General features: G+C 36.2%; 20 protein-coding genes. 8 read left to right on the top strand and 12 right to left on the bottom strand.

Going from position 1 to position 15,659, the window contains the following annotated elements:
• The first annotated feature begins 47 nt into the window (after positions 1-47).
• Both V3Z67_RS03670 and V3Z67_RS03665 read left to right on the top strand, forming a co-directional pair.
• Entirely contained in the window at positions 48-440 is a 393-nt protein-coding gene (locus V3Z67_RS03670) for an START-like domain-containing protein (protein WP_035130265.1), read from the top strand.
• Positions 441-492: 52 nt separating this feature from the next.
• The gene (locus tag V3Z67_RS03665; protein WP_330442022.1) at positions 493-1,335 is read left to right on the top strand and encodes an aminotransferase class IV; all 843 of its coding nucleotides are present in this window, start codon (positions 493-495) and stop codon (positions 1,333-1,335) included.
• On the opposite strand, the gene V3Z67_RS03660 is transcribed toward V3Z67_RS03665, so the two are convergent.
• From V3Z67_RS03660 to V3Z67_RS03640, 5 genes are all read right to left on the bottom strand, one after another.
• Entirely contained in the window at positions 1,332-1,892 is a 561-nt protein-coding gene (locus tag V3Z67_RS03660) for a YqgE/AlgH family protein (RefSeq protein ID WP_035130261.1), read from the bottom strand. The two genes, V3Z67_RS03665 and V3Z67_RS03660, sit on opposite strands and share 4 nt — an antisense overlap.
• A gap of 126 nt (positions 1,893-2,018) precedes the next feature.
• Positions 2,019-2,291: an HU family DNA-binding protein gene (locus tag V3Z67_RS03655; RefSeq protein ID WP_035130259.1), complete on the bottom strand. Its 273-nt coding sequence runs from the start codon at positions 2,289-2,291 to the stop codon at positions 2,019-2,021.
• A 189-nt stretch (positions 2,292-2,480) separates the two neighbouring features.
• Positions 2,481-3,428, bottom strand: a complete 948-nt coding sequence (fmt, locus tag V3Z67_RS03650) for a methionyl-tRNA formyltransferase (RefSeq protein WP_330442021.1) — start codon at positions 3,426-3,428, stop codon at positions 2,481-2,483.
• Positions 3,428-5,320, bottom strand: coding sequence for a RecQ family ATP-dependent DNA helicase (locus V3Z67_RS03645; RefSeq protein ID WP_330442020.1), 1,893 nt, complete (start codon positions 5,318-5,320; stop codon positions 3,428-3,430). Before V3Z67_RS03645 ends, fmt begins: the two co-directional genes overlap by 1 nt.
• A gap of 7 nt (positions 5,321-5,327) precedes the next feature.
• Positions 5,328-5,864 carry an ATP-binding protein gene (locus V3Z67_RS03640; protein ID WP_330442019.1) on the bottom strand — a complete coding sequence of 179 codons (537 nt, stop codon included), beginning with the start codon at positions 5,862-5,864 and terminating at the stop codon, positions 5,328-5,330.
• Positions 5,865-6,028: 164 nt separating this feature from the next.
• Between V3Z67_RS03640 and V3Z67_RS03635 the strand changes: the two genes are divergently transcribed.
• The gene (locus V3Z67_RS03635; RefSeq protein WP_157482097.1) at positions 6,029-6,184 is read left to right on the top strand and encodes a hypothetical protein; all 156 of its coding nucleotides are present in this window, start codon (positions 6,029-6,031) and stop codon (positions 6,182-6,184) included.
• A gap of 95 nt (positions 6,185-6,279) precedes the next feature.
• On the opposite strand, the gene V3Z67_RS03630 is transcribed toward V3Z67_RS03635, so the two are convergent.
• From V3Z67_RS03630 to V3Z67_RS03615, 4 genes are all read right to left on the bottom strand, one after another.
• Positions 6,280-7,083 carry an SRPBCC family protein gene (locus tag V3Z67_RS03630; protein WP_330442018.1) on the bottom strand — a complete coding sequence of 268 codons (804 nt, stop codon included), beginning with the start codon at positions 7,081-7,083 and terminating at the stop codon, positions 6,280-6,282.
• Positions 7,084-7,254: 171 nt separating this feature from the next.
• Entirely contained in the window at positions 7,255-7,479 is a 225-nt protein-coding gene (locus V3Z67_RS03625; RefSeq protein WP_035130248.1) for a hypothetical protein, read from the bottom strand.
• Positions 7,480-7,739: 260 nt separating this feature from the next.
• Positions 7,740-7,955, bottom strand: coding sequence for a hypothetical protein (locus V3Z67_RS03620; protein ID WP_330442017.1), 216 nt, complete (start codon positions 7,953-7,955; stop codon positions 7,740-7,742).
• 5 nt (positions 7,956-7,960) lie between these two features.
• Complete coding sequence (locus V3Z67_RS03615) at positions 7,961-8,731, bottom strand: hypothetical protein (RefSeq protein WP_330442016.1); 771 nt, start codon at positions 8,729-8,731, stop codon at positions 7,961-7,963.
• A gap of 353 nt (positions 8,732-9,084) precedes the next feature.
• Here V3Z67_RS03615 and V3Z67_RS03610 point away from each other — a divergent pair, with 353 nt between their 5' ends.
• Positions 9,085-9,318 (top strand): hypothetical protein, encoded by a 234-nt coding sequence (locus V3Z67_RS03610; protein WP_330442015.1) that lies wholly within the window; start codon positions 9,085-9,087, stop codon positions 9,316-9,318.
• 170 nt (positions 9,319-9,488) lie between these two features.
• Positions 9,489-9,719, top strand: a complete 231-nt coding sequence (locus V3Z67_RS03605) for a hypothetical protein (RefSeq protein WP_330442014.1) — start codon at positions 9,489-9,491, stop codon at positions 9,717-9,719.
• Positions 9,720-9,747: 28 nt separating this feature from the next.
• On the opposite strand, the gene hisS is transcribed toward V3Z67_RS03605, so the two are convergent.
• Positions 9,748-11,118 (bottom strand): histidine--tRNA ligase, encoded by a 1,371-nt coding sequence (gene hisS, locus V3Z67_RS03600; RefSeq protein ID WP_330442013.1) that lies wholly within the window; start codon positions 11,116-11,118, stop codon positions 9,748-9,750.
• Between the two features lie 168 nt (positions 11,119-11,286).
• On the opposite strand from hisS, the gene V3Z67_RS03595 reads away from it, so the two are divergent.
• The gene (locus tag V3Z67_RS03595; protein ID WP_330442012.1) at positions 11,287-12,528 is read left to right on the top strand and encodes an ABC transporter permease; all 1,242 of its coding nucleotides are present in this window, start codon (positions 11,287-11,289) and stop codon (positions 12,526-12,528) included.
• A gap of 11 nt (positions 12,529-12,539) precedes the next feature.
• Here the strand turns inward: V3Z67_RS03595 and prmC are convergent, their stop codons facing one another.
• Both prmC and V3Z67_RS03585 read right to left on the bottom strand, forming a co-directional pair.
• Positions 12,540-13,385: a peptide chain release factor N(5)-glutamine methyltransferase gene (gene prmC / locus V3Z67_RS03590; protein WP_330442011.1), complete on the bottom strand. Its 846-nt coding sequence runs from the start codon at positions 13,383-13,385 to the stop codon at positions 12,540-12,542.
• On the bottom strand, positions 13,375-13,875 hold the full coding sequence (locus V3Z67_RS03585; protein ID WP_330442010.1) for a GNAT family N-acetyltransferase: 501 nt from the start codon (positions 13,873-13,875) through the stop codon (positions 13,375-13,377). The genes prmC and V3Z67_RS03585 overlap by 11 nt, the downstream gene beginning before the upstream one ends.
• 76 nt (positions 13,876-13,951) lie before the next feature.
• Between V3Z67_RS03585 and ribD the strand changes: the two genes are divergently transcribed.
• Complete coding sequence (gene ribD, locus V3Z67_RS03580) at positions 13,952-15,010, top strand: bifunctional diaminohydroxyphosphoribosylaminopyrimidine deaminase/5-amino-6-(5-phosphoribosylamino)uracil reductase RibD (protein ID WP_330442009.1); 1,059 nt, start codon at positions 13,952-13,954, stop codon at positions 15,008-15,010.
• Complete coding sequence (locus V3Z67_RS03575) at positions 15,003-15,620, top strand: HAD family hydrolase (RefSeq protein WP_330442008.1); 618 nt, start codon at positions 15,003-15,005, stop codon at positions 15,618-15,620. The genes ribD and V3Z67_RS03575 overlap by 8 nt, the downstream gene beginning before the upstream one ends.
• The last annotated feature ends 39 nt before the right edge of the window (positions 15,621-15,659 follow it).

The raw sequence follows: 15,659 nt of genomic DNA, 5'->3' as shown, positions 1-15,659 counted from the left end.
TTCATTTCAAAACTAAAAATTATATATTTCAAAAAAAATAACAAAGTATGGACGTTAAAGTAAAATACGAACTGGAGTTTCCTATAACATCTTCCCCACAGTTGTTATATCAATATATATCAACACCTTCGGGACTATCAGAATGGTTTGCCGACAATGTTAATTCAAGAGGAGAAATCTTTAGCTTCCTTTGGGACGGCTCTGAAGAAAAGGCAAGACTTGCCTCAAAAAAAAGTGGCGAGAAAGTAAAATTCCGTTGGCTTGATGAAGACAATAAAGACACTGATTACTATTTTGAGATTCGTATTATAGTTGACGAGATTACAAAAGATGTTTCTTTAGTAGTTGTTGACTTTGCTGATGAAGACGATGTAGAGGAGTCAAAACAGCTTTGGGACAACCAAATTTCCGACCTTAAACATGTAATAGGTTCTGTTTAGGAATTCTTTTATATAAGACTTATATTTGCCCTGAATTTTCAGGGCTTTTTTTATGATTAATTACAACGGAAATCTTACAGAAAACACAAACATTTCAGTAGAACAAAACAGAGGATTTTTATACGGCGATGCCGTTTTTGAAACTTTAAAAGTTGTAGACGGAAAAATATTGTTTGCAGAAGACCATTACTTCAGGCTTATGGCTTCTATGCGAATTGTAAGAATGGAAATCCCTATGCATTTCACTATGGAATACATGGAGAAACAGGTTAAAAACCTGGCTACCGCTTTAAACATAAATGCTTCCTGCCGTGTCCGACTTACATTTTTCAGAAAATCAGGCGGTTTTTACCTTCCAACCACAAATGATTCTGAATTCATCATTACTGCCGAAGCTTTACAGGAACCTTTATACAGCTTTACCGAAAACTCAACCTACGAAGTAGATTTGTTTAAAGACTTTTATGTAACAAAACAGCTTTTATCGACCATTAAATCTACCAATAAAATGGTACAGATAACCGGAAGCATTTTTGCACATGAAAACGGCCTCGACAACTGCCTACTTATCAATGACGAGAAAAATGTTATTGAAGCGCTTCAGGGCAACATATTTATGCTTAAAGGCAAAAAACTGATTACCCCTCCTGTTACAGACGGGTGCCTTAACGGAATAATGAGAAAACAGGTTCTCGCCATTGCCCGCAAAACTGAAGGTCTTGAGGTTAGCGAAGAGAGTATTTCACCTTTTGAACTACAAAAAGCAGATGAAATTTTCATCACTAATGTAATTAAAGGAATACAACCAATAACAAAATACCGTAAAAAGGAATACGGCAGCACACTGGCTTCCGAACTGATAAAAAAACTTAATGTACTTATTAGACTAGGCTAGTTTAATGAAGGATTTTCGGGAGAGTTAGACCAGATAAGATAATCACCTCCAAGCTCCATTATTTTCTCTTTCCAGAAAGAGGTGCTTGACTTACCTATTATCTTATTTTCATAACGATTCTCAGATACTATCCAGGAGTTATCCTCAAGTTCATCTTCAAGCTGATGAGCAGCCCAACCTGTGTATCCTAAAAAGAAACGGATATTACCCTTTTTAATCTTACCCTGATTGATAAGGTGTTTTGTAGACTCAAAATCACCTCCCCAATATATACCATTAGAAATTTCAATACTATCAGGTATTAAATCGGGGATATTATGAATAAAGTAAAGATTGTCCTGTTCTACAGGCCCACCGTTATAAATTTTGAAGTTTCCTTCCACCTCAGGAAGCAAATCTTTTATAGAATATCCTAAAGGTTTATTGAGTATAAAACCTATAGAACCTTCATCATTATGATCAGCTAGTAAAACTACAGACCTGCTAAATGACAGATCTCCAATGGATGAGGGCTCTGCTACCAGCAAATACCCTTTTTTGGGTTTTAGTGTAATCATGGGCTTACCTTTTTATTAAAATAAATTTAAAGAAAAAATACCTAGTTCCAAAATAATTACCTAAAGATTTAATTAAAAAAGCCTCCAAACAGGAGGCTTTTTAACTTATATTTTCAAGATATAATATTAGTTTACAGAACCGTCAAGCTCAGCACCCGGCTTAAATTTAACTACATTTTTAGCAGCGATTTTGATTGTAGCACCAGTTTGAGGGTTTCTACCTTCTCTTGCAGCTCTTTTAGAAACTGACCAAGAACCAAAACCAACTAAAGATACTCTTCCTCCTTTTTTTAATGTATCACCTACATTACCAACAAAAGATTCTAAAGCTTTTTTTGCTGCACCTTTAGATATTCCTGCATCTGCAGCCATTGCGTCGATTAATTCTGATTTGTTCATAATAAATGTTATTAATTGTTTGGTTAAAATTATTGTTTTTCTAATCCTGTACTACAAATTTAATAGGAAAATCAAATTACGCAAGTAAATATAGGTTAATTCCTTTTTTTTGTTGATAACTTCAAGTCAAATGTTAATAAACTTCTTTGTTTTATTAAAATTTTCTTAAAATATCAGTATTTACAAGGGTTACAGCGCCTTAGCTGTATCAGAAAACTGCATTCCGTTAAGCAGTTCATGAGCCGCCATTTTTTTCTTGCCTGGGAACTGTAAACTTTTAATATTTAAATACCCGTCTTTAACCGCAATTTTTATATCTTTTTTTGTGCTAACTATAGCACCTTCCTCTTCATTTGGCGTAACCGACTCAAAAGCTGTTTCATATACTTTTACATTCCATTCCTGCCCATTATCTGTAAAATAAGTCCAGGCAGCAGGGTAAGGGCTTAGCCCCCTTACAAGGTTATGAATTTGAGCTCCGGTTTTAGACCAGTCTATCTTACAGTTATCCTTATTTAATTTATAAGCTGTTTTTATATCATCAGTATCCTGTTGTATAGTAGTGTCGGCCTTACCTTCTTCAATAAGAGTAAGGGTTTTTATAACTGCACCCTTACCAAGTTCCATAAGCCTGTCATGCAACTCTCCCGCTGTCTCATTCTCTCCAATACTAACTTCCTCTTTAAGTATCATGGCGCCGGTGTCAATTTTATCGTCTATAAAAAACGTAGTAACACCTGTTGTTGATTCTCCATTTATAACAGCCCAGTTTATTGGAGCAGCCCCCCTGTATTGAGGAAGCAGCGATGCATGAAGATTAAAAGTACCCAACTCAGGCATTTTCCATACAGATTCAGGCAACATCCTGAAAGCCACTACTACCTGTAAGTTCGCATTAAGAGCTTTCAGCTCGGTTAAAAAAGATTCATCTTTAAGGTTAGTAGGCTGCAATACCTGTAAACCTTTTTCCAATGCATATTCTTTAACTGCTGAATATTTTACCTTTTGCCCCCTTCCTGCAGGCCTGTCGGGCGCAGTAATAACAGCAGCAATATCATAGTTATTATTATATATAGTATCGAGTATTCCAACGGCAAATTCCGGCGTACCCATAAACACGATTCTCAGCTTATTCATTATTTTAATATATATTGATTATTGGTATTAATCTTAATCTTATCGTTTTCTAAAAGTATTTGTATTGCAAAGATAATCTCATCGGGTGTAAGCTCAAGCTTTTCTTCAATATCTCTTGAAGATAAAGCCTCATTACTTATCAGCTCTAAAACCTGTAAAGCCACCTGCGAAGGGTCTTTTACTTTTTTATTTTTTGTTATGCAGTAAGAACATATTCCGCAATCTTGAGTAGCCTCCTCATCAAAATAGGTAAGAATGAGTCTGCTTTTACAGGTATGCGAATTTTCAATGTAATTGATAACAGCATCAAACTGCTGTGTTTTTATATTGTTTTGCTTTTCTAAAAATTTAGCTACCCTATTAATAGTTAACTCATCTTCCCTCACTTCATTAAAGGTTAGCTTACTGTCATTACCCAAACTCCTAAAAGATATTACCTCTTTTTCATAAAGCCTCTTCAATACCTGCATCAATCCCTCTTCACTTATTTTAGCCTTCCTTACAATCAAATCGGCATTAAGATTAGTCTCCATATCAAACACTCCCGGATAACTCCTTAAAATAGTCAATATAGCTTCCTCATCATTCCTATTAAGACTAATGTAACGCATCACCTCTTTACTCGGAATCAAAAACTGTATGGTTACTTTTTCAGAAAACTCTTTAGACAAAGTAACTATACCCTGCCTATCTAAAAACTGTAGCGCATTATATGTTTTAACCACAGGCAAATCATACTGCCTGCAAAATATATTGAGATTAAAAGCAAAACTTTCGTTTATCCCCTCTCCATAAGCTATTTGGAGATAATTATTAAGCCTTACATACACCTGTTTTAAAAACTTTTTATCAGGCAATACTTCTAAGAACTGGTTTTTCCCTATCTGGGCATCAGCCTTATTAACGAGCAGTACAGCAAAAGCTTTGTCACTATTACGACCTGCCCTACCAGCTTCCTGATAATAACTTTCCATATTATCAGGCAACTGTATATGAATTACAGTTCGCACATTAGGCTTATCTATCCCCATTCCAAAAGCATTTGTCGCTACCATAACCTGAGCCTGCTCGCTCATCCACAGCTGCATGTTTTTTTGCTTTTCGGAAGAGGTTAAACCTCCATGGTAAAAAGTAGCCCTGAAACCTAACGATTCTAACTGACGGGAAACATCATGGCAAGCCTTCCTGTTCCTTACATATATAATCGACGGTTGCGGATTTTTAACCAACATCTGTTGTATGCGGTGCAGCTTATCTTCGGTTTCAAAAACCATATAAGCCAGGTTTTTCCTGGCGAACGATTTGATAAAAACAGCGGGATCATGCAACTCCAAATGCTTTATCATATCTCCCCTCACCCTCTTGGTAGCTGATGCAGTAAGCGCCATGAAAGGTACATTAGGCAGGTATTTTTTTAAGACCGAAACTTTAAGGTATGCCGGCCTGAAATCATGACCCCATTGCGATACACAATGCGCCTCATCTATAGCTACAAGATTTATAGGAAGCTCTTTAATCCTCTCCAGTATCCAGTCTGCCTGAAGCCTCTCGGGAGACAGATATAAAAACTTATAATTACCGTAACGGCAGTTATCCAGCAAATCACTAATTTCATCGGTAGAGATGCCTCCTGTAAGTGCAATTGCTTTTATCCCGATGCGGGACAGATTCTCTACCTGGTCTTTCATTAATGCTACAAGCGGAGATACCACAAGGCACAGCCCCGGAAGCATCATTCCCGGAACCTGAAAACAAACCGATTTACCCCCACCTGTAGGCATTACAGCGAGTGTATCTTTTCCGTTTAAAACAGATTTTATAATTTGTTCCTGAGGATCCCTGAAGCTTTCGTACTTCCAGTACTTATTAAGGATATCAAGGGGTTGTTGCATAATTATATCACGAAAGATGCTCTAAGATAAAAAGAATTCTGTTATCCAGCGTCTCTTTTGGCACTTCTATTAAGTTATAGCCGTAAGTTGTATAGGTTTCAGCCAAATGGTCGGCAATTAATTTAGACTGTTCAAAGTTCTCATAACGCTCTTCGTCAGGAGTATATATTTCTTCCCAAGGCGGTAAAAAGAATATTTTGGTATAGCGATGATTTTTACACGCTTCATCAAAAAAAGCCGGGTAGGCATCACCTATATAATGCATATAAGCTAGCACATCCGGTATACCTCTATCTAAAAAAACTATCGGAACCGTTTCCTGCTGCGCCTCTGCATATTGTTTTTTACGACCTTCAAGCAAAAGTTCACTAAACAACAAAGGCTTTTCTAAAAACAACTGTTCTATACCCTGCCTGCGGGCTTCCAGCGTTACCTGACGTGAAATTTCAGGGTAACAGGTATACCCCCTTTTAGCAAGTTCGTTAATCAAAGATGTTTTTCCCGAACCTGGTCCTCCTATTATTACTACTATCTCCTTTTCCAAAACAATGTATTAAAGCACAAAATTAATCAAACTTACAAAATACCTAAACATGGCACGTTATTTGAATATTTTAAACCAAAACATTATATTTAACGCAATGTTAAATGTTTTTTACTAAAAAAACGCGTTATATATATTTAATGACGTAATAAAGAATAAATGCTATGAAGGACACAGGAAACACATTAACGCGAAAAAAGAAGTATGCACACTATTTTTCTTTTAAAAGAAAGGATGCAATTATACGATATATTGAAATTGCCGTGATTACCATTATGGCGATAATGGTAATTGGCGGTCTATACGGAATTTTTAACTAGATTTTGCCAATTCGTTTTAAATGAAAAACTCCCCTTTAACAGGGGAGTTTTTTTTTATACAATAAGGCAAGATGCAGAAATTGGCACCGGTTAAATTAAGGCATAGGTGCATTGCCGGCCTCCATATAACTTTTAAAACCTTCAATATCTTTAGTTATCATTTTCTCAAATACAGGGTTAAGCAGTTTTGCAGCCGCTTCCCCAGCCGCTCCCATTGGTGCTTTATAAGAAATAGTCACCTCTACATCTGTACTGCTACCGTTATCTTTAAACCTTACTTTTCCCGAATTATGAATAGCAGCCCCTGCAAGCGAATGCCAACTTAGTAATTCATTTGGTCTGTCGTCCAGTATTTCGGCATTCCATGAAATAGTACCAAGTCCTCCCGGAACTTTTGCTTTCCATTCAGATATATTATCAGTTACCTGTTTAACACTGTCAAGATGTCCCATAAATAATGGTAAAGATTCCAAATTTCTCCAGGCATGATACACCTCAGCAACATGTTTATTAACTGTAAAAGCAGATGAGATACTCACACTACCGCCTTTTAAGAGTTTTGAATTACTCAAAGCGTCATATGCCGGGCAGTACCCGCTTATACCTCTAAACAACATCGTACCTGCTGTAATACCCTCCAGTACTTTTCTTTCATCTTTTTTACTGAGTGCCCTATATAATAAATAAGCACCCCCTGCTATCATTAAAGCTCTCTCTGCTTTACCTACATTAACATGCAAGCCCGGTACTATACTCTTTTTCCCATGCAGATACTCATCTGCTTCTTCACGATTAGTAACCGAAGCATATCGGTTAGGATCAGTGCCAGAGGGGTCGTATTTAGAAAAATTCCTTTTTGAACTCCCTGTTTCTTCAGGTTTTATAATATTTGCTTCCATAACTTTATTTTTTTTTGAGATTGTTTTGATTAATTGCCTCATATAAAGTTATTTAATAATAATAACAGTAACAGCCAACTATATGATAAAGTATTCTTAAGGATGTGATAAAAAACCAAAAACCACCCTGTTGGGTGGTTTACTATTTAAAATATTTTATAGTGTATGTGTTTAACCGAAATGCACTTCAAGTATGTCTATTTCGTCTTCTTTCACCTCATTATTGTTATCGGCAATGATATTGATTCCCGAAACACGTAATGATTTCACTTTGTTTTTTCCTGCTTTTACCAGTCTTTCAAAATTAGACGGATGAAGCATTAGCATTACATTTCCTTTAAGGGCATTTGTTAGAATAAATCTCTTAATGGTAGCAAGGTCGATGTTTTTTCTCATGGTAACGTGGTGTTGGTTAATGTTACAAAGATGAGATTTAAACCTTTAAAATTTTGGTAAGGAAAAGCCAATAAATGTTTAAATTTTCCTAAAAATTTATTTTATCGACCAAATACTTGATTTTATCTTTTAACTACCATAATAATCAATAAAATACAGTAAAAAACGATTTTAAACACTACAAAACATTATATAAAAAGCTAACTTTTAAGTCTTTTTTAACAAATAAGGCTAATAACGCCTTAAAAACCAGGAAGAAATCAGTCTTCATAACCGCACAAAGTACGTCCCTTATCTTTAGCCTCTTTGAGTGTAACTTCTTTAATCTCTGCTTTACAGTTTGAAAGCCCTCTGCAGTTTTTATTATAGTGATATCGTTTTGAACTTTTACCGGTACATATATACACATCGCTTTCCCCGCTTCCGTTAAAAGCAGTAAGAGGAACAAGCAACAACAGCAGTAAAAGTTTTTTCATAATTATTACTCTTTATTTTGTTTGGCAGCGTTAAGCCCTTTTTCCCAAGCTGAACGATCTATAATATAAAACTCATTTTTAAAACAATCCCAAACCGATACTTTAGTTTTAGATAATACGTAATGCTTTTCCCAATTAGTGTAGGGACTATAAAGCATAAGTACACAAACATCGGTAGCCGTTATAATATCATCTTCGGTATGAGTATGCAGTGAATTTGTTTCTGAAGAATTACTACTATAATTTACCGGAGTCATACTACTATGCAATTTTTCAACATTTTCCACCGTATTATCATCATTAAAGGTAATAAGATAATCGTTTCCAAAAATAACTACATTACCTTTTTTAGGCCCCGTAAAAAAGTAAACCATTTTTTTCTCTTTATAAATAAGGGGTACAGGGTTAAAAGAAGTATAGCTATAAAATTCAAAAACAGGATTTCTGTTAAGCTCTGACATCGCTTCCTTTCTTATACTGTACAGGTCTTTTTCATAATCACTAAACTCTCTTGCAACCGTATCAATTTGGGCTCTTACAGATAAATAAGTATCATCAAAAGAAAACACCGCTACGGTTTTAGGTACAGTATCTCTATCATAAAAAACACAAATATTCCTGTCATTCTCTGTATAAGAAAAATACCCTCCTGCAAGCTTACTTTTTTCAGGAAAGCGGTCTAAAAACATATCTGTTCCCTGCCAGGATGCCTTTTCTGATTTATAGAGAAGCCTGCCCTGCTCCATGATTTCTTTCTCATTATGTTGTGAAAACAAGCTTATTGGACAAAAAATTGTAAGTAGTAGTAAAGTAGTTAGTTTACAAATAAACCTCATTTGGTACGCTATTTAAAGAAAAAGCAATTTTAATTAATTTTCACATGGGAAACATGAATTTTATTTAAAAATTGGTTTTTAAAAAACATTTTTAACAAAAAATATAGTAATATAACAGATTGTCAGCTTTTTAACTTCTGCTAAAAATACAAAATTTATTAACATTTTTCTAACAATATTTTACCTACATCGTTTTTTTAAGTGTTAAAATTTAAAGTTTTAACAATTTTAACTAAACTTAATTCATTAGAATATCTATTTTTATCGAAACATAAATAAATAACCAAACGCTTATGGAGAAAATTACTTTTAACGCTATTCGTGAATTTATTATTGAGAATGAATTAACAGACAGCGTGTCTATCACGTTGCATCCTGACAATTTTGACGAACTTGTTTTGGACTATCTGGACTTTAATGACAATCAAATTGAACGTCCGTTTGAAATTCTTGGAATTGAAATCCTGCAGGACAACTCAGGAGACATTCCTAAAAGCAAAATCCATATTATGGAGAACGCTCAATAATTTTCACTTTACGACCAAAAAACAATCTAAACCCCGCTCAAAGCGGGGTTTTATTGTATACATAATATTGTAATCTTTAAAACACAAAACTATAAGCCAACCATAACAATTAAGTTGCAACTTGCACTACAACCTCACCTACTCAATACCTTAAGCAAACCAACAACTTTATGCATAATGGTAAAATAAATTTTGCAGGAATACGGGATTATATTCTGGAAAACGAATTAACAGACAGTGTAGCAATTGTATTACACCCTGATAGTTTTGACAGCCTGGCTATGGATTATATTTCACAATACGGCTTTATGGAGCGTCCTTTTGAGATATTAGGAATAACCATACTGGAAGATACAACAGGCATAATATCCAGAAACAAAATCGAAACAGTTGAAATGTAAAAAGCCTCCCGAACGGAAGGCTTCTTTATTATTTAATTTTACTTTTTAACTCTTCTAAACTTACCTGCTCCTGCTCTCCGGTAGCAAGATTTTTTAGCGTAAAAGTGTTATTATTTATCTCTTCGTCGCCTGTTAATACCGCAAAAGGTATGCCTCGCTTATCAGCATGTTGGAATTGTTTGCCAACTTTAGCCGAATCAGGATAAAGCTCTGCCTTAATACCTGCATCTCTTAACTGTTTCGCAGCTTTCATAGCATATAGCGATTCTTTATCTCCAAAGTTGATGAACAATACTTTAGTCGATTCTGTAACGGTATCAGGGAACAGGTTAAGTTCCTCAATCACGTCATATATACGATCAAGCCCAAAAGATATACCTACACCACTCATATTCTTTAACCCGAATATACCGGTAAGGTCGTCATATCTTCCGCCACCACCTATAGAACCTATTTTAACTCCGGCAGGTGCCGAAACTTCAAATATCGCTCCCGTATAATAGTTAAGTCCGCGTGCCAGTGTAACATCAAGATCAAGGATTGACTCCCCTAAACCTATAGCCGCAACATTATCACATATAAAACGAAGCTCCTCAACTCCTTTCAATCCTTCTTCAGATGTAGCCAGTAGCTCGTTTAACTTATCCAGCTTCTCATTAATACTTCCGGTAAAATTAAACAATGGCTGTACTTTTTGTATTGCATCTTCACCAATGCCTTTTTCAAGCATCTCTTTTTTAACGCCGTCTTCACCTATCTTGTCAAGTTTATCCAGAGCAACAGTAAAGTCAATGAGCTTATCTTTAGCTCCAATAACCTCTGCAATACCCGAAAGTATTTTACGGTTATTGATTTTAATGGTAACTCCGTTTAGCCCAAGCGACGTAAACACACCGTCATAAAGCTGTACAAACTCTACTTCCTGCCATAACGATTTTGAACCTACAACATCGGCATCACACTGGTAAAACTCCCTGTAACGGCTTTTTTGAGGCTTGTCTGCCCTCCATACCGGTTGGATTTGGTAACGCTTAAACGGAAACACAATATCGTTTTGGTGCTGTACAACATAACGTGCAAATGGTACAGTTAAGTCATAACGAAGTGCTTTTTCAGATATTTGTGAAGCTACCTTAATACTATCTTTATTTTCAAGAAGTGCAGCATCAACTTTAGCCAGATAGTCACCTGAATTAAGTATCTTAAAAATAAGCCTGTCTCCTTCTTCCCCATATTTTCCCATAAGGGTAGATGAGTTTTCAAACGTAGGAGTCTCTATTGGCTGAAATCCGAAAGTCTCAAAATGATGCTTTATCGCCGATATGATGTATTGACGCTTAGCCACCTCAGCAGGTGAAAAATCTCTTGTTCCTTTAGGAATTCCCGGTTTTTGTGCCATAGTAAATCTTATTTTTAATTTAAATGCAAATATAATACAGTTTACCATTTTTGGCTTACAGTTTACGTTTCTATTATAAGGTTTTGTAACACATTAAGTATACTTGATAAATTTTACACCAAATAGCTAAAACAATTTATGTATTTTAGTGGCTAAATTGCAAAATCTATGTTTAGCCTGTTAAGGGAAAATACCAAAATTGCCTTTAGTTCCATTAAAACGCAACTCCTGCGCACCATACTTACCGTTATTATTATTGGTGTAGGTATATGGGCGCTTGTAGGGATACTTGCCACCGTTAAGGTACTTGAAAATACTATTACCGGTAACTTTTCGGCAATGGGAACCAACACTTTCTCTATTAGCCGTTATGACTTTTCCCAACAGATAAGACAAAACGACAGGACTGCAAAAGTAAACCCGAACATTACCTACCCACAGGCAAAATCATTTCAGGACAAGTATCACTTTCCAGGATCGGCAGTATCGCTATCTTTTACTGCAGCAAGTGATATAGAAGTAAAATACGGTTCAGAAAAAACAGACCCTGAAATCAGCGTACTTGGTGTAGACCATAATTTTATTGGTAACTCCGGACTGGAAACAACATCAGGCAGAAACTTTACTACTTTTGACATACAAAACAACAACTACGTTTGCATAGTAGGCTCTGACTTTGAAAAAGGACTTTTAAAAGATGTTAACCCAATAGGAAAAACAATCTCTATAAGAGGTGCAAGATTCAAAGTAATAGGTGTATTAAAAGAACAGGGATCTACCTTTGGCAACAGGCAGGATTTAAGAGTTTTATTACCTATACAGGTAGCAAGATCGTTATTTACCGCTCCAAACATTAATTATGACATAAAGGTTAAAACCCAAAACAAGGATATGCTTGACGGCTCTATAGATGAAGCTACCATTACCATGAGAAGGGTTAGAAAACTAAACCCTGTAGAGGATAATAATTTTGGTATTGCCAGAAGTGACGAATTGTTACAACGCCTTATGTCGCAAATCAATATTTTAAATTATGCTGCATGGTGCATTGGTATCATTACCGTTTTTGGTTCTACCATAGCACTTATGAATATCATGCTGGTATCGGTAACCGAAAGAACCCGCGAAATTGGAGTGCGCAAATCACTTGGTGCCAAAAAAAATACCATAGCCGGACAGTTTCTTACAGAAACACTAATAATAAGCTTTTTAGGAGGTTTGCTTGGTATTGTATTAGGTTTACTCACAGGTTATGGCGCATCCCTATTAATGAAAACCGATTTCCCTATGCCATGGGGAGCTACAATGGCTGCCTTAACCACAATTATAGTTGTTACTATAATATCAGGGGCGTATCCTGCTGTTAAAGCCGCTTCTTTAGATCCGGTAGAATCTTTACGATACGAATAATCTATTTCTATTTAAATATCGCACGACACCATACGGTCGTTACCATAAATATCTTTTTTAAGGATAACATTTTTATAGCCTTCTTCCTGAAGCATGGTAACAGTTTGCGGACCTAAATACTGGTTTATCTCAAAATAAATTTTCCCGTTAGCAGCAAGCGACTCATCACCCAGCTTAGCTATCTTTCTGTAAAAAAGCAATGGGTCGTTATCATCTACAAAAAGTGCTAGGTGCGGCTCATACTGTAGTACATTATTCTTTATTTCCTGCTTTTCCAGATTACGGACATAAGGTGGATTTGAAACGATAACATCAAAAGATTCCGGTAATGAATCAGCCACAAGAATATCTTTCTCTATAAAAGTTACATCTACCTCATTGCGCACGGCATTACCTCTTGCTTTAGCCAAAGCATCCTTAGAAACATCTATGGCATACACCTTAGCCTGAGGCAGGTTTTTAGCGAGGGTTATAGCAATACAACCACTACCAGTACCTATGTCAAGTATTTTAATATCTTTCTTTCCTTTATTTTCATTAATAATCCACTCTACAAGCTCCTCTGTTTCAGGTCGCGGTATCAGGGTATTTTCATCAACAAAAAATTCCAGTCCGTAAAAATGAGCGTTACCAAAAATATACTGTATAGGCCTCTCCTGCTCCAGTTGAGTTAATACTTCATTCCATTTAACAAGTTCTACCCTATCCAGTTCGGCATTGCTGTTCATTGCCAAGTCAACTTTTTTCCAGCCTTTAAGTTCTTCAAGGCATATATAAAAAAGACTCTCCGCTTCAGCAGTATCGTAGGCTTTGCTTAGCGTATCTAAAAAAAAGGCGCGGTATTCTCTAATGTTCATTTGTGTTCAGTTCTTTTATCATCCACACCGGGCACGAATTATGTCCGGTATTACCCATTGGAGCATCCAGATATACAAAACCCGATTTTTTATACAGTTTTTGTGCATCTTCCATATAAGGCATGGTCTCTAAATAACATTTTTTAAAACCAAAACCAGAAGCGCTTTCAAGACATTTTTCCATCATAAGGCTTCCTAAACCCAGTCCGCGTGCTTCAGCAAGAAAATACATCTTTTGCAGCTCGCATACATCACCGGGTCCATTCTCCAATGGTGCTATACCAGCACCTCCAATAATTTTGCCATTTTTCTCAATAACAAAGTAAACACTGTTATTTTGCGTATAAGTCTCAAACATACTGTCAAGTGACACATCGGCATAGGCAGTACCTACCTTAGGAACATTATGTTCTATAAGCACATCACGTATTACTTTTGCCACAATTTTATTGTCGGCAAGTGCTATTGGTCTGATGATAACTGAATCCATAGTACAAAACTAACCAATAATGGATTTACGGCTGCACAAAACTTTGTAACTTTGATTTCTTACTACTTCATCGCCCATGAATCACGAAATATACATGCAGCGTTGCCTTGATTTGGCAGCAAACGGATTAAGAGAAGCAATGCCTAACCCATCGGTAGGTGCGGTTTTAGTATACAATGATATTATTATAGGAGAAGGACACACCTCTCCCTATGGCGGACCTCATGGCGAAGTAAACTGTGTTAATTCGGTAAAGCCCCAAAACCAACACTTAATACCACTTTCCACACTCTATGTGAGCCTCGAGCCATGCAGTCATTATGGCAAAACTCCGCCGTGTTGTGATTTGATTATACGGGAACAGATAAAAACCATAGTAATAGGCACTACAGATCCGCATGAGAAAGTAGCCGGTAATGGCATACGCAAACTTAAAGAAGCCGGCAGGGAAGTGATTGTTGGCGTACTGGAAAAAGAATGTCGTGAATTTAACCGTCGCTTTTTCACCTATCACGAAAAAAAGCGTCCTTATATCATTTTAAAATGGGCCGAAACAGCCGATGGTTTTTTGAGTCCGTTACCGGAAACGAGAAACAATGAAGATAAAAAACCCGTATGGATTACCAATACCTACTCCCGCCAGCTGGTTCACAAATGGCGCAGTGAAGAGATGGCAATACTGGCAGGAACCACTACTGTTTTAGACGACAACCCAAAACTGGACGTAAGAGACTGGACAGGAAACAATCCAACACGTGTAATTTTAGACAGAAAAAACCGAATATCTGACAGTTATTTTGTTAAAAAACAAAAAATAAACACAATTATTTTGACAGAAAAAGAGAATTTACCTAATTTAGGGAGTTTCCTTTTTGAAAAAATAAATTTTGATAGTAATCTCCCACAAACGATTGCTAATGTACTTTATAACCACAACTTACAGTCGGTTATAATTGAAGGCGGCAGGCAAACCCTGCAAACGTTTATTGATGCAAACCTGTGGGACGAAGCAAGGGTTTTTAAAGGTAAAACCCTTCTTCATGAAGGAATAAAAGCGCCGGCATTACAAGCCACAGCAAAAGAAAAGTACTTTGTACTCAATGACGAACTTTTAATTTTCAGAAATCATGATTAACACTATCGTATTTGATTTTGGCGACGTTTTTATCAATAAAGATAATGAAGCCCGCGACAATGCGCTGAAAAAACTTGGACTAAAGGAATGGACGGAAGAACTGGACCAACTGGAAAAAAAATTTGAAACCGGCAAAGTTAAGGAGGATGATTTTATAAGAGGAATTAAGGCTTATATACCAAATGCTGATCCAATTGCAATTAGAGAAGCATGGAACGCAGGTATTGGGGATTTCCCGCTACACAGACTGGAATTTTTACAAAAACTATCGGCCAACTACCGTTTATTCCTTCTTAGCAACACCGACCCCATACATATAGAAAAATTTGAGCATGATGCGGGAGCGTCATTCTACATGGATTTTTATCAGTGTTTTGAACGCGTATATTTCTCTCATGAAATTGGCATTAGAAAACCAGAACAAGAGGCCTACACTTACATTATAAATAATCACGATATTCAGCCAAAGCGAACCCTGCTTATAGACGACAAAAAGTTTAATACTGATGCCGCCGAACTATTAGGCTTTAAAGTATGGACTATAAACCCTGAAATGGAGGATGTAACAGAGCTTTTCAATAAAAAAATCATTTCCCTCGAAGAGGTATAAAAAAACAGCACACATTGCTGTGTGCTGCCTTTAAATAAT

The organism is Flavobacterium sp. C4GT6 (genome assembly GCF_036347315.1).
Classification (GTDB): Bacteria; Bacteroidota; Bacteroidia; order Flavobacteriales; family Flavobacteriaceae; genus Flavobacterium.
The sequence above is the reverse complement of the archived record's forward strand: the minus strand, read 5'-3'. Positions and strand labels throughout refer to the sequence as shown.